This is a genomic window from Streptomyces sp. NPDC048671 (genome assembly GCF_055587045.1).
Window position 1 is genome coordinate 398503 of the sequence record NZ_JBVJHB010000005.1, and the last position, 20277, is coordinate 418779.

20 protein-coding genes are annotated in these 20277 nt (G+C 69.4%); 12 read left to right on the forward strand and 8 right to left on the reverse strand.

Annotated elements, in window-relative coordinates; all coding sequences use genetic code 11:
* Positions 1 to 6: 6 nt before the first annotated feature.
* Positions 7 to 1401 (forward strand): AAA family ATPase, encoded by a 1395-nt coding sequence (locus tag ACZ6S6_RS12880; protein WP_469705479.1) that lies wholly within the window; start codon positions 7 to 9, stop codon positions 1399 to 1401.
* Entirely contained in the window at positions 1398 to 2156 is a 759-nt protein-coding gene (locus ACZ6S6_RS12885) for an HNH endonuclease family protein (protein ID WP_469705481.1), read from the forward strand. Before ACZ6S6_RS12880 ends, ACZ6S6_RS12885 begins: the two co-directional genes overlap by 4 nt.
* 57 nt (positions 2157 to 2213) lie before the next feature.
* Here ACZ6S6_RS12885 and ACZ6S6_RS12890 read toward each other — a convergent pair whose 3' ends face one another.
* Complete coding sequence (locus tag ACZ6S6_RS12890; protein ID WP_469705483.1) at positions 2214 to 2438, reverse strand: DUF397 domain-containing protein; 225 nt, start codon at positions 2436 to 2438, stop codon at positions 2214 to 2216.
* Positions 2410 to 3249: a helix-turn-helix domain-containing protein gene (locus ACZ6S6_RS12895; RefSeq protein ID WP_469705485.1), complete on the reverse strand. Its 840-nt coding sequence runs from the start codon at positions 3247 to 3249 to the stop codon at positions 2410 to 2412. The genes ACZ6S6_RS12890 and ACZ6S6_RS12895 overlap by 29 nt, the downstream gene beginning before the upstream one ends.
* A 181-nt stretch (positions 3250 to 3430) precedes the next feature.
* On the opposite strand from ACZ6S6_RS12895, the gene ACZ6S6_RS12900 reads away from it, so the two are divergent.
* Both ACZ6S6_RS12900 and ACZ6S6_RS12905 read left to right on the forward strand, forming a co-directional pair.
* Positions 3431 to 3583 carry a hypothetical protein gene (locus ACZ6S6_RS12900; RefSeq protein ID WP_362959993.1) on the forward strand — a complete coding sequence of 51 codons (153 nt, stop codon included), beginning with the start codon at positions 3431 to 3433 and terminating at the stop codon, positions 3581 to 3583.
* Positions 3580 to 3885, forward strand: coding sequence for a hypothetical protein (locus ACZ6S6_RS12905; protein WP_362959995.1), 306 nt, complete (start codon positions 3580 to 3582; stop codon positions 3883 to 3885). The genes ACZ6S6_RS12900 and ACZ6S6_RS12905 overlap by 4 nt, the downstream gene beginning before the upstream one ends.
* 73 nt (positions 3886 to 3958) lie before the next feature.
* On the opposite strand, the gene ACZ6S6_RS12910 is transcribed toward ACZ6S6_RS12905, so the two are convergent.
* Together ACZ6S6_RS12910 and ACZ6S6_RS12915 are read right to left on the reverse strand one after the other, a co-directional pair.
* The gene (locus tag ACZ6S6_RS12910; protein ID WP_362959998.1) at positions 3959 to 4489 is read right to left on the reverse strand and encodes a hypothetical protein; all 531 of its coding nucleotides are present in this window, start codon (positions 4487 to 4489) and stop codon (positions 3959 to 3961) included.
* Positions 4490 to 4646: 157 nt separating this feature from the next.
* Positions 4647 to 5024 carry a winged helix-turn-helix transcriptional regulator gene (locus ACZ6S6_RS12915; protein ID WP_362960000.1) on the reverse strand — a complete coding sequence of 126 codons (378 nt, stop codon included), beginning with the start codon at positions 5022 to 5024 and terminating at the stop codon, positions 4647 to 4649.
* Between the two features lie 101 nt (positions 5025 to 5125).
* On the opposite strand from ACZ6S6_RS12915, the gene ACZ6S6_RS12920 reads away from it, so the two are divergent.
* The 4 genes from ACZ6S6_RS12920 (at position 5126) to ACZ6S6_RS12935 (ending at position 8112) form a co-directional block, all read left to right on the forward strand.
* Positions 5126 to 5782, forward strand: a complete 657-nt coding sequence (locus ACZ6S6_RS12920) for an NAD(P)-dependent oxidoreductase (RefSeq protein WP_469705489.1) — start codon at positions 5126 to 5128, stop codon at positions 5780 to 5782.
* Between the two features lie 89 nt (positions 5783 to 5871).
* On the forward strand, positions 5872 to 6342 hold the full coding sequence (locus tag ACZ6S6_RS12925) for a hypothetical protein (RefSeq protein WP_469705491.1): 471 nt from the start codon (positions 5872 to 5874) through the stop codon (positions 6340 to 6342).
* A 118-nt stretch (positions 6343 to 6460) separates the two neighbouring features.
* Complete coding sequence (locus ACZ6S6_RS12930; protein WP_469705493.1) at positions 6461 to 7087, forward strand: RNA polymerase sigma factor; 627 nt, start codon at positions 6461 to 6463, stop codon at positions 7085 to 7087.
* Positions 7084 to 8112: a CU044_5270 family protein gene (locus tag ACZ6S6_RS12935; RefSeq protein ID WP_469705495.1), complete on the forward strand. Its 1029-nt coding sequence runs from the start codon at positions 7084 to 7086 to the stop codon at positions 8110 to 8112. The genes ACZ6S6_RS12930 and ACZ6S6_RS12935 overlap by 4 nt, the downstream gene beginning before the upstream one ends.
* A 37-nt stretch (positions 8113 to 8149) precedes the next feature.
* Here ACZ6S6_RS12935 and ACZ6S6_RS12940 read toward each other — a convergent pair whose 3' ends face one another.
* The gene (locus tag ACZ6S6_RS12940; protein ID WP_469705497.1) at positions 8150 to 8479 is read right to left on the reverse strand and encodes a hypothetical protein; all 330 of its coding nucleotides are present in this window, start codon (positions 8477 to 8479) and stop codon (positions 8150 to 8152) included.
* Positions 8480 to 8596: 117 nt separating this feature from the next.
* Here ACZ6S6_RS12940 and recD2 point away from each other — a divergent pair, with 117 nt between their 5' ends.
* Together recD2 and ACZ6S6_RS12950 are read left to right on the forward strand one after the other, a co-directional pair.
* The gene (recD2, locus tag ACZ6S6_RS12945; protein WP_469705629.1) at positions 8597 to 10918 is read left to right on the forward strand and encodes an SF1B family DNA helicase RecD2; all 2322 of its coding nucleotides are present in this window, start codon (positions 8597 to 8599) and stop codon (positions 10916 to 10918) included.
* 128 nt (positions 10919 to 11046) lie between these two features.
* Positions 11047 to 12336 carry a citrate synthase gene (locus ACZ6S6_RS12950; protein ID WP_362960017.1) on the forward strand — a complete coding sequence of 430 codons (1290 nt, stop codon included), beginning with the start codon at positions 11047 to 11049 and terminating at the stop codon, positions 12334 to 12336.
* A gap of 638 nt (positions 12337 to 12974) precedes the next feature.
* On the opposite strand, the gene ACZ6S6_RS12955 is transcribed toward ACZ6S6_RS12950, so the two are convergent.
* From ACZ6S6_RS12955 to ACZ6S6_RS12965, 3 genes are all read right to left on the reverse strand, one after another.
* Complete coding sequence (locus ACZ6S6_RS12955) at positions 12975 to 15320, reverse strand: heavy metal translocating P-type ATPase (RefSeq protein WP_469705500.1); 2346 nt, start codon at positions 15318 to 15320, stop codon at positions 12975 to 12977.
* A 116-nt stretch (positions 15321 to 15436) separates the two neighbouring features.
* Positions 15437 to 15748 carry a heavy-metal-associated domain-containing protein gene (locus ACZ6S6_RS12960; protein WP_469705502.1) on the reverse strand — a complete coding sequence of 104 codons (312 nt, stop codon included), beginning with the start codon at positions 15746 to 15748 and terminating at the stop codon, positions 15437 to 15439.
* A 132-nt stretch (positions 15749 to 15880) separates the two neighbouring features.
* The gene (locus ACZ6S6_RS12965) at positions 15881 to 16672 is read right to left on the reverse strand and encodes a TetR/AcrR family transcriptional regulator (protein WP_362962537.1); all 792 of its coding nucleotides are present in this window, start codon (positions 16670 to 16672) and stop codon (positions 15881 to 15883) included.
* Between the two features lie 252 nt (positions 16673 to 16924).
* Between ACZ6S6_RS12965 and ACZ6S6_RS12970 the strand changes: the two genes are divergently transcribed.
* Positions 16925 to 19153, forward strand: coding sequence for an MMPL family transporter (locus tag ACZ6S6_RS12970; RefSeq protein WP_469705505.1), 2229 nt, complete (start codon positions 16925 to 16927; stop codon positions 19151 to 19153).
* A 55-nt stretch (positions 19154 to 19208) separates the two neighbouring features.
* The gene (locus tag ACZ6S6_RS12975; RefSeq protein ID WP_469705507.1) at positions 19209 to 20255 is read left to right on the forward strand and encodes a zinc-dependent alcohol dehydrogenase family protein; all 1047 of its coding nucleotides are present in this window, start codon (positions 19209 to 19211) and stop codon (positions 20253 to 20255) included.
* Positions 20256 to 20277 lie beyond the last annotated feature (22 nt).

Sequence of the window (20277 nt, forward strand, 5' to 3'; positions counted from 1 at the left end):
CCACCCATGTACGTCTCCCGCGTGCACGTCGAGAACATCAGGTCGTTCAGCGGCCCGCGCGTCGTCGACCTGACACTCACCCGCCCGGACGGTTCTCACGCCGGCTGGACGGTCCTCGCAGGACGGAACGGAGCGGGAAAGACGACACTGCTTCGGGCGCTGGCCCTGAGCCTGAGCGGACCGGCGGCGGCGCGGGGCCTGGTCCAGAGCTTCGACAACTGGGTCACGCGAGGGGCGGACTCGGGCACCGCTGAGGCAGAAATCGTCAGGGACGCGGCCTTCGACAGATTCACTGCCTCAGGGCGGACCCAGAACGACTTCTGGACGGGTATGCGATGGACATCCCCCGGCGACGGTGTCGGAGGACGGAGGATTGTCCAGCCGGCGCTGGGAGAAGTCAGGTACAGCCCCAGAGCGAAGAGTGCCAGCCCTGCCCAGCGCGGTCCGTGGGCCGACAACCCGGTGGGCTGGTTCTGTGCCGCGTACGGGCCGTTCCGGCGTATGGCCGGGGGCTCGGGCGAGGTGCAGCGTCTGATGCTGGCCTCCGGCCCGGTGGCCCGCCAGGCGAGCCTGTTCCACGAGGATGCCTCATTGGCCGAAGGAGTCGCCTGGCTTATCGAGCAGCATCTACGCGCGCTCGAAGGCCGGGAGGGCGCAGCAGAGCTGAAGGCGGCGGCGCTCTCCGTTCTGGGCGACGAGCTCCTTCCCGACGGCTATCACGTCGAGGATGTCGACTCCGAGGGGTTGTGGGTTGCACGCGACGGGGACCGCTACCCCTTGCGCGAGATGAGCGACGGGTTCCGTACCGTGGCCGCGCTTGTTGTCGACCTGCTGAAGCAGATCCATGACGCTTTCGGCGACGAGGCGTTCGGCGGAACGGGAGGCGGGCCCGGCCCCCTCCAGGTTCCCGGCGTAGTGATCATCGACGAGATTGACGCGCACCTCCACGTCACCTGGCAGCGCCGCATCGGCCCCTGGCTGACCACACACTTTCCGAACATCCAGTTCATCGTCACGACCCACAGCCCGTACATCTGCCAGGCGGCCGATCCCGGAGGCCTGATCCGCCTGCCGGGTGTGGACGAGGACGCCGCGCCCGATGTCGTATCGGAGGACCTGTACGAGCGGGTCGTCTACGGCAGCGGTGACGACGCGGTCCTGTCCGACCTCTTCGGCCTCGACACCCCGTACTCCGAGCGCGCCGAGCACGCCCGTGCCGAGTTCGTCGCGCTGGAGTCCAAGGTGTACGACGGGGACACGTCACCGGACACGATCGAGCGATTCCAGGAGCTCAAGCACCTGCTCAGCAGCTCCCCGGCGGCGCGTGTCCAGGAGATGTCCGCCCAACTCCACCGCATCGCCGGAGAGATCGGGGACGGAGAGGACGGCGAGACGGAGTGATCCGGCTGGCACGCACCGATCTGCCGGCGGACACAGCGGCAGGCCTCAAGGCGTACACCCAGCAGATCGAGCGGACCGCCGAAGACGCCCGCAAGGTCAGGGCAGCCCGCCTGTGGGCCCACACCACGGTCCGCAGGCGCGTACGCGACGGCCTGCTGGCCTCCCTCGCCGACATGGCGCCAGGACACCAGCGCTGCATGTACTGCGGTGACAGCCAGGGCACGGACATCGACCACTTCGAGCCGAAGAGCCTCGCCCCGGTGCGTACTTTCGAGTGGCTCAACCACTTGCTGGCCTGTGCATACTGCAACAGCAACCAGAAGCGGAACACCTTTCCCCGATCCGAGGAGGACTGCAGCCCGCTCCTTGTCGACCCCACGCTCCAGGATCCACTGAAACACCTGCGGCTGGTCCTGCCGCTGTGCACGTACAAGGGGCTGACGCCACAAGGCGAGGCGTGCATTGACGTATTCGGACTCAACTCACGCGGTGTCCTCGTCAACGGGCGACGAACGGCCTACGGGACCGCCAAACAGTCGATCGAGCTGTGGCGCATTGCCACGGACCGGGGGCAGCACAGCAAGGCGGCGGAGGTTGTCCGGGTGGCCTGGGACCGCCCGCTCGCGGACGTCCTGGCCGGGATGTTCCACCAGTCCGGCCACCCGGCCGCAGAGCTGCTCTTCGACGGCGAGGAGGAGACCCTCGGGCTCCTCCGGGACCAGGACCTGCGGAAGGCGTTTCTGGCCCGCGCGTGACAGCACCCCGGCGAACCCGAATGTGTTGAGCACGAGTTCGCCGGGGAGTGGTGTTGCTCAGGCGCTGAGCCGCCCGTCCTTGATCGCCTCGACGAACGACGACCAGCCGGCGGGGGAGAAGACCACGGCGGGGCCGGAGAGGGCCTTGCTGTCGCGGACCGGGACGGCGGTGTGGCCGGTGGCGACTTCAAGGCAGTCGCCGTTGGACCCCCCGCTGTAGCTGGACTTGACCCAACCGGTCAGCGCTCTTGCATCAGCGACGGTGTGGTTGATGCTGTGCATGTTCGTGCTCCTCTGCGATGGCCCTGACGAGGTCCACCGAATTCCGTTGGGAGGCCGCCTCGCTCAGGGCGAGAGTGTAGGACGCCTGACAGGCGGCCACCAATGTCGGATCGTCCATCAGATTCCCTGTGCGAAGGCCCTCGACGTACGCAAGTGGAGCGGCGTCCGCGAAGTCCAGCAGGTAGAGCGCACTCTCCAGAAGCGCGTGCGCTCCTGCCGCGAAAGGCAGCACGTGCAGACGCAGGCGCCCGGATTCCGCCATGTCCGCGACCTTACGCAGCTGCTCCGCCATGACCTGCGGGCCTCCGATGCGCCGTCGCAGCGATGCCTCGTCGAGAAGCACCCAGGCGATCGGGGTCGTTGACTCCCTGAGCACCCGGCCGCGCTCCATGCGGTTGACAATGAATTTGTCTAGCTCATCCGCCCGGTAGTTGGGGCGGTACGCCTGGAACACGGCACGAGCGTATGCGTTGGTCTGGAGAAGGCCGGGGATGAGGGACAGGCCATACAGGCGCACCTCCGTGGCTTCACATTCCAACTCGGCCACCGGAGCGAAGAACTGGGCGAACTTCGTATCCAAGTCCTCCAGCCACCGGGCGAAGAAGCCGTCGGTGCCAAGGGCGGCATCAATGCGCCGAGCGTCATCCGGCTTCGGTAGCCGCCGCCCCGCCTCCCAGTGGCTGATCAGCGTGGGCGAGCAGACCACGATCTCGCCCAGGGCCTCCTGCGTCAGCCCCGCCGCGATGCGCCGCAGCTTCAGCTCCTCGCCGTACTTTTCCCTCGGCGTACGCGGCCTTCGCTTCGTTCCCACGTGGTCCAACTCCCCGTCTTGACGGACGCGCTGTCATCCCCGACCCCCTGGAAGCGTAGCGACACCTGACCCCACTCTGTGATGAGTTCGCTACAGAAAGCAGCGAATCCGCGCCGCGACAGACCCCCGCGACCGATGTGAACGGCCCGGGGGCGTGGCCACCCTGAGAAAGCAGGCTGACGTGAAGCACGCTATCGCCCGACTCTTCGAGCCGCTGCTGCGGTTCCCGAACACCCGTTCCGGGCAGCGGCATCCGCAGGAGCGGGACGCCGCCCCGCACGCGTACCCCCGCACCCTCCGGCTCGCCGTGCACGGAGTCGAGGTCGCCGCATGAACGGCAAGCGACGTGAGGAACACGGACCCGACACCATCAGGCTGCTGCCGTGGACCGGGGCGGAGGGCAAGCCGTGCTACGTCCTCGGGGAGGGCAACGGGTACGTGTCACGCATGGCGGACGACATCGAGAGCATCCAGCTCGACATGGCGGACGACCTGCTCGGCCACGCCGATAGCCTCCTGACGGACCGGAAGGCCACCGGCACGGAGATCCACTTCCTCGCGAGCCGGTTGACCGAGTCGTTGCGGGAGGTCAAGCGCGTCGCGGAGAGCCGGGGTGCGCGGCTGGGTTGCGGCTGAGGCCGATCCGGACAGGAACTGAGTGGGGTCCGGTCGAGCGACCGGACCCCGATTCGCCGCGCGGGGGCGGCCGTTACGAACCGGCCACGCTCCCGCAGGTGATGGTGCCGTCGACGGTGATCGAGTCACCTTCCACGTCGGTCGGACCCAGCTTCACCCCGGCCACGGTGGCGACCCACGCGCCGTTGGTCTTCTGGCTGGTGATCCCGGACGCGGCGGTGTGGACGTAGCTCTTCTTGCCCGGCGTGACGAGCGTGGCCAACGCCTCTCCGTCGGTGACGACGGCGGTGAACGCCGGTGTCGTGGAGGCCTTCGTGTCGCTGACATCCGGAGCGGTGATGGCGGTGATCTTCCCCTTCACCACGGCACACGCCACGCTCTTGATGGTGAACTCACCGGTGTCGCCACCGCTGTACGTGAGATGGGCGGTGCCCTTGCCCGAATCCTTCACGGCATCACCGGCCGGGGTGCCGGCGGCGGTACTTCCTGCGCTGTTGTCCGCTCCGCTCTTCCCGGAATCGTCGTTCGAGGAGCAGCCGGTCATGGTCACCGAAGCGGTGATCAGGGCTATGAGGGGCAGGGTCACAGCACGGAGGCGGAGCATTGGCGGTACCTTTCGGCAGTTCGGTAGGACGCTCACCGTATAGGTCTGTAGCCCCTGAGGGCCGGGGAGTTGTACTGGGCATCGTGTTCCACGACGGCACATCTCCCGCCGAAGGGGGTACGTGGCCGGTCAGGCGCGCACCTTTCCGGCATCCAGTTCATCGCGGCGCGGTGGCCAGGCCCTCGTACGCGTCCCGTGCGTCCAGCAGTGTCGGCAGGTGCTCCGCCGCCCACGCACAGCAGGCGGCCATGGGTACGAGCAGGGTGCGGCCGAGCGGGGCCAGTTCGTAGGTGACCGGGGCCGGGGTGCCCGCGTGGACGGTACGGGTGATCAGCGCGTCCCGCTCCATCGCGCGCAGGGTCTCGGTCAGGACCTTGGGTGTGATGCCGCGCAGCGGGACCTCCAGTTCGGAGAAGCGCCGCGGACCGCCCTCCAGGCACCTGATGATCTTCGGGGTCCATTTGCCGCCGATCCGGAGCGGCGAGGCGACGTGGGAGCAGCCGGTGAACATTTCGGGATCAAGTGGTTGGCTCACCCTGGCCAGCGTACGTAACTATCGTTGCGGAAACCATGGGGTGCGGGGCTAGCGTCCGCTGCATCGGCCGGCGGTCCGCGGGCCTTGGCGAGGGGAACTCCATGAGCAGCAGGATCGTCATCTTCGGAGCGGGCGGACGCGCGGGCCGGCACGCGGTCGCCGAGGCTGTCTCCCGTGGCCATCAGGTCACCGCGGTCGTGCGGGACGTGGCCAAGTACCGGGATCTGGCCGGTGACGGCGTGAGCGTGGTCGCCGGTGACGTCACGCGGGCGGACAGCGTCGCGGAGGTCGCGGCCGGGCACGACGCGGCGATCAGTGCCGCCGGCCGGCTCGACATGCCGGCGGATGAGTTCTACGTGAGCGCGGCGCACGCCCTGCTGGACGGTCTGGGCCGTGCGGGTGTGGGCCGGCTGGTGCTGATCGGGATCGGCACCACGCTGGAGGTCGCGCCCGGAGTGGCGGTGCACGAGACCCCCGGATTCCCGGAGGAGGGGCTCGCCTTCTCCCTCGGGCATGCGGCGGAACTCGACGTGCTCCGGGCGGCTGAGACGGAGATCGACTGGCTGGTGCTCGCCCCGCCGCCCGTCTTCCTGGACGCCGAGGCCCCGCGGACCGGCCACTACCGGATCGGCGGAAATGAGGTGTTGCCCGCCGCTGACGGCGAAACCACCTTCCCCTACGCGGACTTGGCGGTCGCGCTGATCGACGAGATCGAGACCCCGAAGCACCATCGCTCGCTGACGGCGGTGGCGGGCTGACTCGCCCTCGCCCGGAACGAGCCGGGCAGGAGCTGTTTAGGATCTCCCGGGATCCCTGACGGGCCGAACACCGTCGGGGGAGAACGATCATGGGGGATGTAGTGCACAAGACACTCACCGGGGCTGCCTTCGTCGCGGCCGCGGTCCTGCTGACGGGCTGCGGTGGCGGCGGTGGCGCCGACGAATCGGCGGCCGAGAGCAAGGGGAAGAGCCCCGCCGCTCAGCGGTCGCACACGTCGGAGGACTCAGGGGACACCGTCGAGGAAGGCACTCCTCACGAGGTGACGATCGAGGTCAAGGGCACAGGCGCAGGCTCCGTCATGTACACCCTCGAAAAAGACAACTTCGAGCAGGTGACCCTTCCCTGGAAGAAGACAGCCACCATCGCCGCGCGGGGCGCCGAACGGGAGGTCGGCCGGCTGGTGATCCTCACACCCGGCAACGTGACCCGGCCCGACGGCAGGCTCGTCGCGGCGGGGTGCTCGATCACCGTCGACGGCAAGACGGTCGTCGAGACCAAGGAGGGCGAGAGCAAGCCCTGTTCGTATACGTTCAAGTAGGTCGAATCGTCCGCCCGTCTCCGCCGTTGACCGGTTTCATCGACAACGGAGGCCGACCGCCGCCGCTGTGAGGCGGGTCACGGGAACCACCCCTGAACTCCCGGACAGGTCAGAGGACATGGAGACACAACTGCGGGCCCGGATCCGGGACGGGGACGACGACGCCTTCGCGGAGTTGTTCGACCGGTATGCACGCTCCGTGTACAACCACGCGTACCGGCTGACGGGGGACTGGTCGACCGCCGAGGACGTCGTCTCGTTGACGTTCCTCGAAGCCTGGCGGCTGCGCGGCCGGGTGGACGCCGAAGGCGGGTCGGTGCGCCCCTGGCTGCTGGGGATCGCGACGAACGTCGTGCGCAACACCCGGCGCGCGGCAGCCCGGCACGCAACGGCGATGGCGCGGCTGCCTCCGGCGAGCCCGGTGAGCGACTTCGCCGACGAGGTCGCGAGCCGGGTCGACGACGCCGAGCTGCTGGCCGCCGTACGGCTGGCCCTGGACACCCTTCGGCGTGGCGAACGGGAGGTGCTCGCGCTCTGCGTGTGGTCCGGGTTCGACTACGCGGCCGCCGCCGAGGCGCTCGGGATCCCCCGGGGCACGGTGCGCTCCCGGCTCTCCAGAGCCAGGAGGAAACTCGCGAAGGCCGCCGGAAAGGTCACCGCGAACGGGGAACCGCCCGGCCGCCCGCGACAGGTAAGAGATGGCCGCACGACCGCGGCCCAGCCCATCCAGGAGGGAAACCGATGAACGACACCACGTCGCTCCCCGAGAAGGACCTTCCGCCGGGCCGTCACCGTCATCTCAAGGAGCACCTGATGCGCGAGATCCGGCAGACCCCCACAGGCGACGAGGACCAGCGGGCCGCCCGCCGCAGGAAGTGGCTCCGGCCGGCCGTCGCCGGACCGGCGCTCGCGGGAGCGCTCACCCTCGCGGTCATCGCGGGGATCGCGGTGACCGGTTCGGACGGTACGGCGGCACCGGTGGGAAAGGACGGCAGGGCGACCTACGCGTTCGCCCCCAAGGTGAACGGTGACACCACAGGCGGGGCGGCCGAGCTGCTCGACCGCATCGCGACGGTCGCGGCGCACTCGCCGGCGGGAGACACCGTCCGCGACGACCAGTTCGTCTACATCCGCAGCAGGGTGGCCGCCGCCACCGTGGGGGAGGGAGTGGAGACGAAGCTCGCCGCCCTGCACGGGCGCGAGGTGTGGCTGTCCGTCGACGGGACCCGCCCGGGGCTGCTCCGTGAACCGGGCGGCGGCTTGGACAACGAGGAGCTGGAGCACGACCCCGCGCCCGGCAGGCCCGGTTACCAGGAGAGCACCAACTACCGGCACCTCCAGACCCTGCCCACCACCACGGACGCGATGCTGAAGTGGCTCCGCTCCCAGCCGGACTCCGGGGGCTCGGGGGGCGAGGGGCGGAATTCCGACCAGGACGCGTTCGTACGCGTCGGGGATCTCCTCAACGAGTCGCTGATGCCGCCGGATGTCGGCGCCGCCCTCTTCCGCGCCGCCGCGAGGATCCGGGGGGTGGTCGTGGTGCCTGACGCCGTGAACGCGGCCGGTCGGCACGGCGTGGCCGTCACCCGTTACGACGCGTACAACGACGGGGTCCGTGACGAGCTGATCTTCGACAGGAAGACCCTGGAACTCATCGGCAGCCGCAGCGTCGCGACGAAGGCCACCGACAGCATCGAGGCCGGCCAGGTGATGTTCACCTCCGCCGTCCTCGACCGCGCCGTGGTGGATGCGAAGGGGCGGCGCCCTTAAGGAGCCGCCGGCGCGGCCGGTGTCGCTGGGGGCGTACTCACCGGAGCACGTACCGGAGCACGCACCCGCCGACACCGGCCACGTCCCGGGAGGGCCGGCCGAGGATCGCTTCGACCTCAGCCCGCTCTTCCCCGGCCGGTTCGATCTCGTCGCCCGCCCAAGTACCGGTGCCTGCTTGTTCTTCGGCCTCCGTGCGGGCTTCCGCGTCCGGAGGGAAGGTTCTCCGGACGCGGTCCTGCTGATCCAACTGCGCTTGTGCGGCGACCGTGAGGAACGTGGAGACGTCGAGCCCGGCGTCGGCGGAGTGCTCTCTGATCCCGTCCCGGACCTCGGCCGACATGCTGATGGAAAGGCGCTCGGTTGCCATGCCATCACGGTAATACCAAGTGTTACGGATGGTCGTGGGGCCGGTGCGGGTTGCCACCCCTCCGGGTGGGCCCCCACGATGTCGGCGCCGCCCGGTAGCGTCACGGGCATGTCCACCATGTCCTCCACGGCGTCGTCCAAACCGAACATGGCCGTCCTCGAAGGGGTCCTTGAGCGGATCACCTACGCCAACGAGGAGAACGGGTACACGGTCGCCCGCGTCGACACCGGACGCGGTGCCAACGATCTGCTCACCGTGGTCGGCTCGCTGCTGGGCGCACAGCCCGGCGAGTCGCTGCGGATGGAGGGGCGCTGGGGCTCGCACTCGCAGTACGGCAAGCAGTTCACCGTCGAGAACTACACGACGATCCTGCCCGCCACCATCCAGGGCATCCGCCGCTACCTCGGCTCCGGCCTGATCAAGGGCATCGGTCCGGTGATGGCCGACCGGATCACCACCCACTTCGGCGTCGACACCCTCGACATCATCGAGCAGCAGCCCAAGCGCCTCGTCGAGGTCCCCGGCCTCGGCCCGAAGCGGACGAAGATGATCGCCGCCGCCTGGGAGGAGCAGAAGGCGATCAAGGAGGTCATGGTCTTCCTCCAGGGCGTCGGCGTCTCGACCTCCATCGCCGTCCGTATCTACAAGAAGTACGACGACGCCTCGATCTCCGTCGTGAAGAACCAGCCCTACCGGCTGGCCGCCGACGTCTGGGGCATCGGCTTCCTCACCGCCGACAAGATCGCCCAGGCGGTCGGCATCCCGCACGACAGCCCGGAGCGGGTCAAGGCCGGACTCCAGTACGCGCTGTCGCAGTCCACCGACCAGGGCCACTGCTTCCTCCCCGAGGAACGGCTGATCGCCGACGCGGTGAAGCTGCTCCAGGTGGACACCGGCCTTGTCATCGAGTGCCTCGCCGAACTGGCCGAGGACCCGGAGGGCGTCGTACGGGAGAAGGTGCCCTCGCCCGAGGGCGGCGAGCCGGTCACCGCCGTCTATCTGGTGCCCTTCCACCGTGCCGAGATCGCCCTCGCCGCCCAGGTGCGCAGGCTGCTGCGGACGCCCGAGGAGCGGATGCCGGCCTTCGGTGACGTGGACTGGGACAAGGCCCTGAAGTGGCTCGCGGGCCGGACCGGAGCGAAGCTCGCGCCCGAGCAGGAGGCCGCCGTGCGGCTCGCGCTCAGCCGGAAGGTCGCCGTGCTGACCGGTGGGCCCGGCTGCGGGAAGTCGTTCACCGTCAGGTCCATCGTGGAGCTGGCGCGCGCCAAGAAGGCCAAGGTGGTGCTCGCCGCACCCACCGGCCGGGCGGCGAAGCGGCTCTCCGAGCTGACCGGGGCCGAGGCCTCCACCGTGCACCGGCTGCTCGAACTGAAGCCGGGCGGCGACGCGGCGTACGACAGGGACCGCCCGCTGGACGCCGATCTGGTCGTCGTCGACGAGGCGTCGATGCTCGATCTGCTGCTCGCCAACAAGCTCGTCAAGGCGGTGGCACCCGGTGCCCATCTGCTGCTCGTCGGGGACGTCGACCAGCTGCCGTCGGTCGGCGCGGGGGAGGTGCTGCGGGATCTGCTCGCCGACGGCGGACCCGTCCCGGCGGTCCGGCTGACCACCATCTTCCGCCAGGCCCAGCAGTCCGGCGTCGTCACCAACGCCCACCGGATCAACTCCGGCGTACCGCCGCTCACCCAGGGGCTCAGCGACTTCTTCCTCTTCGTGGCGGACGAGACGGAGGACGCGGGCGTGCTCGCGGTCGATGTCGCGGCCCGCCGCATCCCCGCGAAGTTCGGCCTGAACCCCCGCCGTGACGTGCAGGTACTCGCTCCCATGCACCGAGGCCCGGCCGGTGCGGGCCATCTCAACGGCCTGCTCCAGCAGGCCATCACGCCCGCCCGCCCCGATCTGCCCGAGAAGCGGTTCGGCGGCCGGGTGTTCCGGGTGGGCGACAAGGTCACCCAGATCCGCAACAACTACGACAAGGGCGAGAACGGCGTCTTCAACGGCACGGTCGGCGTGGTCACCGCCCTCGACGTCGACGAGCAGAAGCTGACCGTGCTCACGGACGAGGACGAGGAGATCGGTTACGACTTCGACGAGCTCGACGAGCTGTCCCACGCGTACGCCATGACGATCCACCGCTCCCAGGGCAGCGAGTACCCGGCCGTCGTCATCCCGGTCACCAAGAGCGCCTGGATGATGCTCCAGCGGAACCTGCTCTACACGGCTGTGACGAGGGCCAAGAAGCTTGTCGTGCTGGTCGGCTCCAGGCAGGCGATCGGACAGGCGGTCCGCACGGTTTCCGCGGGCAGACGTTGTACAGCGCTGGATTACCGGCTGAGGGGAGGTCCGGAAGGAGGATCCGCCGAAAAAATGATCGATCAAATCGGTGGGAAACATCACGGAGGGCTTCCGGAACCGCAGTCAAGGGGGCAGGATGAATAAGTTCGCGGCACTCAGTGCCGCGAGTAGGTCCAATGGACGACCCCGAGTGCACTCTCCTGAGCCAAATGGGGGAGGGTAGGGACAGTCAGGGAACCTCGTGAAGAGGCACTACGTCGGTGAGGGATGACGTGAGCGACAACTCTGTAGTACTGCGGTACGGCGATGGCGAGTACACCTACCCGGTGATCGACAGCACCGTCGGCGACAAGGGCTTCGACATCGGGAAGCTCCGGGCGAATACCGGCCTGGTGACGCTGGACAGCGGATACGGCAACACCGCTGCGTATAAATCGGCCATCACCTACCTCGATGGCGAACAGGGCATCCTGCGGTACCGCGGCTACCCGATCGAGCAGCTCGCCGAGCAATCGACGTTCCTCGAAGTCGCGTACACGCTCATCAACGGTGAGCTTCCGAAGGCCGACGAGCTGTCGGACTTCAAGAACGAGATCACCCAGCACACGCTGCTGCACGAGGACGTCAAGCGGTTCTTCGACGGCTTCCCGCGCGACGCCCACCCGATGGCCATGCTGTCCTCGGTCGTCAGCGCGCTGTCCACGTTCTACCAGGACAGCCACAACCCGTTCGACGAGGAGCAGCGTCACCTCTCGACGATCCGGCTGCTGGCCAAGCTGCCGACCATCGCGGCGTACGCGTACAAGAAGTCGATCGGTCACCCGTTCGTCTACCCGCGCAACGACCTCGGTTACGTCGAGAACTTCCTGCGCATGACCTTCTCGGTCCCCGCCCAGGAGTACGTGCCGGACCCGGTCGTCGTCTCGGCGCTGGAGAAGCTGCTCATCCTGCACGCGGACCACGAGCAGAACTGTTCGACCTCCACCGTGCGTCTGGTCGGCTCCTCGCAGGCGAACATGTTCGCCTCGATCTCCGCCGGTATCTCGGCGCTGTGGGGCCCCCTGCACGGTGGCGCCAACCAGTCGGTGCTGGAGATGCTCGAGGGCATCCAGGCCAACGGTGGCGACGTCGACTCCTTCATCAGCAAGGTGAAGAACAAGGAGGACGGCGTCCGCCTGATGGGCTTCGGCCACCGGGTGTACAAGTCCTTCGACCCGCGCGCCAAGATTATTAAGGCCGCGGCCCACGATGTGCTCTCCTCGCTCGGCAAGTCCGACGAGCTGCTCGACATCGCGCTCAAGCTGGAGGAGCACGCGCTCTCCGACGAGTACTTCGTCTCGCGCAACCTCTACCCCAACGTGGACTTCTACACCGGTCTGATCTACCGGGCCATGGGCTTCCCGAGCGAGATGTTCACGGTGCTCTTCGCGATCGGCCGGCTGCCGGGCTGGATCGCCCAGTGGCACGAGATGATCAAGGAGCCGGGTTCCCGCATCGGCCGCCCGCGCCAGATCTACACCGGCGAGGTCCTGCGCGACTTCGTCCCGGTCGAGGGCCGCTGAGCCCCGGACCACCCCCGCACCACCCCTGCGTCACCTCTGCGTCACCTCTGCTTCACCCCGGGCCCTCTCGGCCGGTTGCCTTCGCCCCGACTGCCGCGCTTTCGCACAGAGCGCGGTGTCCGGGGCGATTTGCTTGCCCGGACGCGGCACTGCCTGGGCTTCACTGCCTGGGCTCACTGTCTGGTGCTCACGGCCTGGTGCTCACTGCCTGGGCGGGATGTCTTCGGTCCGCGGTGCGTCCGGACATGCGAGAAGCGCCCCGCCATCGATCCCCCCACGGGCCGACAGCGAGGCGCTTCCCATATCCCGGAGCGGATTCCCCCCACGGGATCCGGCCGGGCGTTCTGTGGGAGCCGAAGCTCCTGGGTTTTCCTCGGGTACTGCGTGTCCTGCGCTTACCTCTCGTACAGCCTTCCTGCGTACGGCCTCCTGCCGGCGGTCTGCCGGGGTACGTACCGACGGGAGGGCCGCTCAAAGCTCCCCGGTGCACGTGCCCCGGCCAACGCTTGCCCCGGAGCGTCCCCCAAGACCCTCCGTCGGATGTCCCCCAAGACATCCCTTGGCATCGCACTCTTAGACTCGCGAACCCACCGAATGGTTACCCCGAAATCGATGTGATCTAGGTCTCTTTGTGGAAATTACGTGAAGGACCTCAAGCGCAGGCTGTTCGTTACGACGAAGACCGAGGAGAAGGCCATCGCCGCTCCCGCAATCATAGGGTTGAGCAGGCCAAATGCCGCAAGGGGTAGAGCAGCAACGTTGTAACCGAATGCCCAGAAAAGGTTGCCCCTGATGGTGGCCAGGGTGCGCCGGGAGAGCCGGATGGCATCGGCGGCCACCTTGAGATCTCCACGAACGAGCGTCAGATCGCTCGCCTCGATGGCCGCGTCCGTGCCGGTGCCCATCGCCAGACCGAGGTCGGCGGTGGCCAGTGCGGCGGCGTCATTGACCCCGTCACCGACCATCGCGACGGCACGTCCCTCGGCCTGCAACCGCTCGATGACGTGCGCCTTCTCCTCGGGGAGCACCTCGGCCCGGACCTCGTCGATCCCGACCGCGCGGGCCACGGACTCCGCCACGGCTCGGTTGTCGCCGGTGAGGAGGATGGGTGTGAGGCCGAGTGCGCGGAGTTTCTTGATTGCTTCGGCGCTGGTGTCCTTGACGGCGTCGGCGACTTCGAGGACGGCGCGTGCTTCGCCGTCCCAGGCGACGGTGATCGCTGTGCGTCCGGCGGTCTCGGCCTCGGCCTTGCGCCGCGTCAGTTCCTCGGGAAGGTGGATTTCCCACTGGGCGAGGAGCTGTTCGCGGCCGACGAGGACGGCGTGGCCCTCGACGATGCCCTGGACGCCGAGGCCGGGGACGTTGGTGAAGTCCTCGGGGGTGGGGAGTGGTTCGCCGGTGCGTTCGGTGGCTCCGGTGGCGACGGCTTGGGCGATGGGGTGTTCGGAGGCGTGTTCGAGGGCGCCGGCGAGGCGGAGGACGTCGGTTTCGGTGGTGCCGGGGGTGGTGTGGATGGTCTGGAGGGTCATTTTGCCGGTGGTGACGGTGCCGGTCTTGTCGAGGACGATGGTGTCGACGCGGCGGGTGGTCTCCAGGACTTCGGGGCCCTTGATCAGGATGCCGAGCTGGGCGCCGCGTCCGGTGCCGACCATGAGGGCGGTGGGTGTGGCGAGGCCGAGGGCGCAGGGGCAGGCGATGATCAGTACGGCGACGGCGGCGGTGAACGCGGCCGTCACGTCGTCCGTGATCAGCAGCCACGCGACCAGGGTGGCCAGGGCGATCAGCAGGACCACGGGGACGAAGACCGCGGAGATCCGGTCGGCCAGGCGCTGCACCTCGGCCTTGCCGTTCTGCGCGTCCTCGACGAGCCGGGCCATCCGGGCCAGCTGGGTGTCGGCGCCGACGCGGGTGGCCTCGACGACGAGCTGGCCGGAGACGTTCACGGTGGCGCCGGTGACGGAGTCGCCGGCACCCACGTCGACCGGGACCGACTCTCCGGTGAGCATGGAGGCGTCCACCGCCGACGCGCCCTCGATGACGGTGCCGTCGGTGGCGACCTTCTCGCCGGGGCGGACCACGAAGCGGTCCCCGACAGCGAGCCGGCCGACAGGGATACGTACTTCGGCGCCGTTCCGCAGGACCGCGACGTCCCTGGCGCCCAGATGCATCAGTGCCCGCAGGGCGGAACCAGCCTTCCGCTTGGACCTCGCCTCCAGGTAGCGGCCCAGCAGGATGAACGTGACGACTCCGGCGGCGACCTCCAGATAGATCGTGGACGAGGCGTCCGTGCGGGAGACCGTGAAGTCGAAGCCGTGCCGCATGCCGGGCATCCCGGCGTTGCCGAGGAACAGCGCCCAGAGCGACCAGCCGAAGGCGGCGAGGGTGCCGACCGAGACGAGCGTGTCCATGGTGGCCGCGCCGTGCCGGAGGTTGGTCCAGGTCGCCCGGTGGAAGGGCAGTCCGCCCCAGATGACGACGGGGGCGGTCAGGGTGAGGGAGAGCCACTGCCAGGTGTCGAACTGGAGGGCCGGGATCATCGCGAGCAGGACGACGGGGACGGCGAGGACGGCCGACACGGTGAGCCGCTGACGCAACGAGGCGAGGGCGGTGTCGGGGCTGTCGGGGCTCGTGGGGCTGTCGGGGACGTCTGCGGAGTCCGGGGAGTCCGGGGAGTCCGTGGCCGACACCGGTGCGGGCGGTGTAGGCGTTGGTGTCGTCGACGGGGTCGGTGCGGGGCGGTGTACCGGCTCCGCCGTGTAGCCCGTCTTCCGGACGGTCGCGATCAGATCCGCGACGCCCGTCTCCGGGCCGAAGACGACCCGGGCCTTCTCGGTGGCGTAGTTGACGGTGGCGGTGACCCCGTCCATCCGGTTCAGCTTCTTCTCGACGCGGGCCGCGCAGGAGGCGCAGGTCATCCCGCCGATCGTGAGCTCGGCCTCCGAGCTCTCCGCTGCCGGGGTTTCGGTCTCTGTCGCGCTGTGCATGTCCGAACTCCTGAAACGCCGACCGGGCCGTACCCCACCAGTATCTGCTGGTCGGTCCGGCCCGGCGGCGAAGGGGGTGATGCGGGTGATGCGGGTGGGAGTGGATCCCGGGGTGCTCAGGCCTGGCCGGCGAGCTCGTAGCCGGCCTCGTCGACGGCGGCGCGTACCGCCTCCTCGGCCAGCGGCGCCTGGGAGGTCACCGTCACCTGGCCGGTGGACGCCACGGCCTTTACGGAGGTGACCCCTTCGATCTCGGAGATCTCGGCGGAAACGGCGCCCTCGCAGTGGCCGCAGGTCATGCCGGTCACCTGGTAGACCGTGGTCACGCCGCCCTGCGTCGTCGCGTCGGCGCTCGCGCCGTCGTGGCAGGAGCCGGAGGGCGAGCAGCAGGAGCCGGTCGCCTGGGGGAGCTGGGTCTCGGCGGTCATCGTTTTCTCCTCTTCGACGGGCACTTGTGGGTGTGGAGGCAGGGGCCCAGGAGGCTTCCGGGAAGGCCGGTGCGCCTCCACACTCATCAAACTATACCCCTAGGGGGTATAAATGCGAGCGGTCCGGGACCGTTACCGGCCATTCGGGGGAGTGGAGGGTGCGTCGAGGGGTGCTGCGAGGGGGGCGACGTCGCAGACCATCGGTTCGATGTAGCGGAAGAGGACCGTCTTCAGCTCCTTGATGTAGGCCTCTCGCTCCGCGCCCTCGTGCGCCATGATCACGTCCAGCCCCGCCTTGAAGAGGATGAAGATCATCGTGGCGACGCGGTTGATCTCGGCGGGAGGGGTGTCCGGGAGGTAGTCGGTGAGGATCGTCTCGACGCGGCTGAGCATCGTCGTGTGGACGGCGTCGTGGTCCTGCGTGATCGTGCCGGGGATTTCGGAACCGTGCATCAGGACCGTGAAGGCCGGGTTCTCGCAGTTGAACTCGATGAGTGGATCGAGGATGGCGTCGAGCATCCGGTCCAGCGGGAGTTCGAGGTGGTTCGGGAGGAACGCGGCCCCGTACGTCTCGCGCCAGCGGTTCAGTAGCTGGTCGCCCAGCTCGACCGCGATGGCTTCCTTGTTGGGGAAGAACTGGTAGAGCGTGCCCGGTGAGACCCCGGCTTCCCGGGCGATGGCGTTGGTGCTCGCGGCGGTGTAGCCGTTCGTGCAGAAGACGCGGGACGCGGCCTTGAGGAGCTGGGCGATGCGCGCCTCGCCACGGGCCTGGCGGCGGCGCGGGCGGGTGGGGGTGGCGTCGGCCGCCGCGCCAGTGGTGGCCGCTGCATCTCCGGCGCCTCGGGCTCTTTTCGCATCCTTCGCGGCTCCCGCTGCCGCTGCCGCTTCGGACCCTGCGCCTTCTGCGGCTCCCGTGATCCCCATGACCCCTGTGTCTCTTGCGGCTCCCGTGGCCCCTGCGCCTCCGGTGCCCTCGGTTCTGGCCTCCGACACGGTGTATCCCCAGCTTTCGTGCGCGGTTGACAAACGCGAGTGGTCGCTCGCATTCTTGTGGAACGCGAGCGATGGCTCGTGTTTGCCAGTGTATGTGGCAATGACTGATCCATGCTGCCCTGTGCGGCCGCCTCGCGCAGCCGCCCAAGCGCCTGGATCCGGGGGAAAAGGGGACGCCGCACCATGCCTCAAGTCAACGGCCCGGAGCGCATCGGGGGCTGGACCCGCTTCGTCACCGCGCGGCCACGGCTCGCACTGCTGGCGGCCCTGGTCATCACGGCGCTCGCGGTCTTCGCGGGCAGCGGGGTCGCCGACCGGATGGGCAGCGGTGGCTGGGAGTCCCCGAATGCCGAATCGACCTATACGACCAAGGCGCTGGAGCGCGAGTTCCCGGCGTCCCAGCCGAATCTGCTGCTGCTCCTCGACAGTGGCGGTGTCTCCGTAGACGATCCCGCCGTGGCCGCAGAGGCGGCGCGCCTCACGGAGCGGCTGGCCGGCGAGAAGGATGTCACGGGCGTCGGCTCGTACTGGCAGAGCAAGGCACCCGCGCTGCGCGCCGAGGACGGACGGGAAGCGCTGATAGCGGCCCGGATCGAGGGCGACGACAAGGCGGTGGGGGAGGTCCTGGACCGGATAGCCCCGGCATACCGCGGTGCGCACGGACCGGTCGATGTCTCGGTCGGTGGCCCCGTCGCCGTGAAGCACGAGATGCAGACGATCATCCAGGACGACCTGCTGCGGGCCGAGATGATCGCCCTGCCGGTGACGCTCGTGCTGCTCGTCATGGTCTTCGGCAGCGCCGTCGCGGCTCTGCTGCCGCTGGGGGTCGGCATCGTCGCGATCCTGGGCACCAACGCCGTGCTGCGCGGCATCACCGAATTCACCGATGTCTCGGTCTTCGCCCAGAACCTCACCACCGCACTCGGCCTCGGGCTCGCCATCGACTACGCCCTGTTCATCGTGCGCCGGTTCCGCGAGGAGCTGGCGGCCGGGGCGGAGGTCCGGGCGGCGGTGGGCACGACCCTGCGCACCGCGGGGCGGACGGTGCTGTTCTCCGCGCTGACCGTCGCGGTCTCGCTCGCCGCGATGCTGGTCTTCCCGCAGTACTTCCTGCGTTCCTTCGCCTATGCGGGGATCGCCGTGGTGCTGCTCGCCGCCGCTGCCGCGCTCATCCTCCTCCCGGCCGCGCTGATGCTGCTCGGCCCGAGGGTCAACTCCCTCGACCTGCGCAGGCTGCTGCGCCGGGGGCGTGCGGAGCCGTCCGCCGCAACCGGGTCGGGCAGGGGCTGGGGCCGGTTCGCCGCGCTGGTGATGCGCAGGGCGCCGCTCTTCGCCGTCGTCACGAGCGTGGGGCTCGTGCTGCTCGGGCTGCCGTTCCTGGGGGTGAAGTTCGGTACCGCCGACGACCGCCAGCTGCCGGTCTCCGCCGAGTCGCGCGTGGTCCAGCAGCACATCAGGGACGGTTTCCCCGGCAGCCCCGGCGGAGGCCTCGAAGTCCTCGCGGAAGGGGCCGCGACACCGGCCCAGTACGCCGAGTACCGCAGCCGGATCGCGGCGCTTCCCGGCGCCCTGCGGGTCGACGGCCCGGTCGTCGAGGGAAGTTCGGCCTACTTCAGCGTGCTGCCGAAGGAGGAGTCGGTGGGGGAGGAGTCCCAGGCGCTCGTGAAGGACCTCCGGGCCGAGCCCGCTCCCTTCGACACCTCGGTGACCGGGACCGCGGCCGTGCTGGTCGACTCGAAGACCGCCATCGCGGACCGGCTGCCCTGGGCGCTGGGCATCATCGTCGTGGTGACGCTGCTTCTGGTCTTCCTGCTCACCGGCAGCGTGCTGATCCCCCTCCAGGCGGTCGTGCTCAACGCCCTGAGCCTCACGGCGATGTTCGGAGCGGTCGTCTGGGTCTTCCAGGACGGACATCTCTCCGGGCCGCTCTCCTTCACCAGCACGGGGGACATCGAGACGACGCTGCCGGTGCTGATGTTCTGCGTCGCCTTCGGGCTCTCCATGGACTACGGGGTGTTCCTGCTCTCCCGGATCAAGGAGGAGTACGACCGCACGGGCGATCATGAGAGGTCGGTCACCTTCGGGCTGCGGCACACGGGCGGTCTGATCACCGCCGCGGCCGTGATCCTGGCCGTGGTCATGGTCGCGATCGGCACGTCCCGGGTGACCAACACCAAGATGCTGGGCCTGGGCATCGCGCTGGCCGTGCTGATGGACGCCATGGTCGTGCGCAGCCTGCTGGTCCCGAGCGTGATGAAGCTGATGGGCCGGGCGACATGGTGGGCCCCGGCACCGCTGCGGGCGTTCCACCGGAGATTCGGCCTGAGCGAGGGCGAGCCCGCACAGCCGGCGGCCGAGGAGATACCGGAGCCCGCCGACGAGCGGGACAGAGTGACGGCCGGCAGGGCGTAGAGCAGAGCGTAGATTCGGGCGTCCGGAGAACGGGCGCGGACGAGGGGCGGGGCGTATGAGGGCAGTGGTGTTCGAGGAGTTCGGAAAGGAAGCCCGGGTCCAGGACGTGGCGGATCCCAGCCCCTCCCGGCAGGGGGTGGTGGTCCGGGTGGAGGCCACCGGGCTGTGCCGCAGCGACTGGCACGGCTGGATGGGCCACGATCCGGACATCACCCTGCCGCACGTACCCGGCCATGAACTGGCCGGTGTGGTCGAAGCGGTGGGCCGGGACGTGGTCAACCGGCGACCGGGTGACCGGGTCACCGTGCCCTTCGTCTGCGCCTGTGGCCGCTGCTCCGCCTGCGCGGCCGGGGCCCAGCAGGTCTGCGAGCGGCAGACCCAGCCGGGGTTCACCCACTGGGGTTCGTTCGCCGAGTACGTCGCGCTGGAACAGGCCGACGTCAATCTGGTCCCCGTCCCCGACGGGATGTCGTTCGCCACGGCCGCCGGTCTGGGATGCCGGTTCGCCACGGCGTTCCGGGCCGTGGTGGCCCGCGGCCGGGTGGCGCCGGGGGAATGGGTCGCCGTGCACGGCTGCGGCGGGGTCGGGCTCTCGGCCGTGATGATCGCGGTGGCCTGCGGCGCCCGGGTCGTCGCGGTCGACGTCTCGCCCGGCGCCCTGCGGCTGGCCCGGACGTTCGGCGCGGTGGAGTGCGTGGACGCCTCGGCGCATCCGGCAGGCGCCGACGAGGCGGTGCGTGAACTCACGGGCGGCGGGGCCCACCTGTCCCTCGACGCCCTGGGGTCGCCGGTCACCTGTGCCGCCTCGGTCCGGAGCCTGCGCCGCCAGGGGCGCCATGTGCAGGTCGGGCTGCTCCCGCCGGCGGCCGGTGACCCCGTCGTCCCCATGGCGAGGGTGATCGGCCTGGAGCTGGAGCTCCTCGGCAGCCACGGGATGGCCGCGCACGCCTACCCGCCGATGATGGACATGGTCCGGTCCGGCAGCCTCCGCCCCGACCTGCTGGTGACCTCCACCATCGGGCTGGACGCGGCCCCGGCGGCACTCGCGGCGATGGGCACGGCACAGGCGGCCGGAGCGACGGTCATCGAACCCCCGCGCTGAGCGCCCGAGCGGTGCGGGGCGG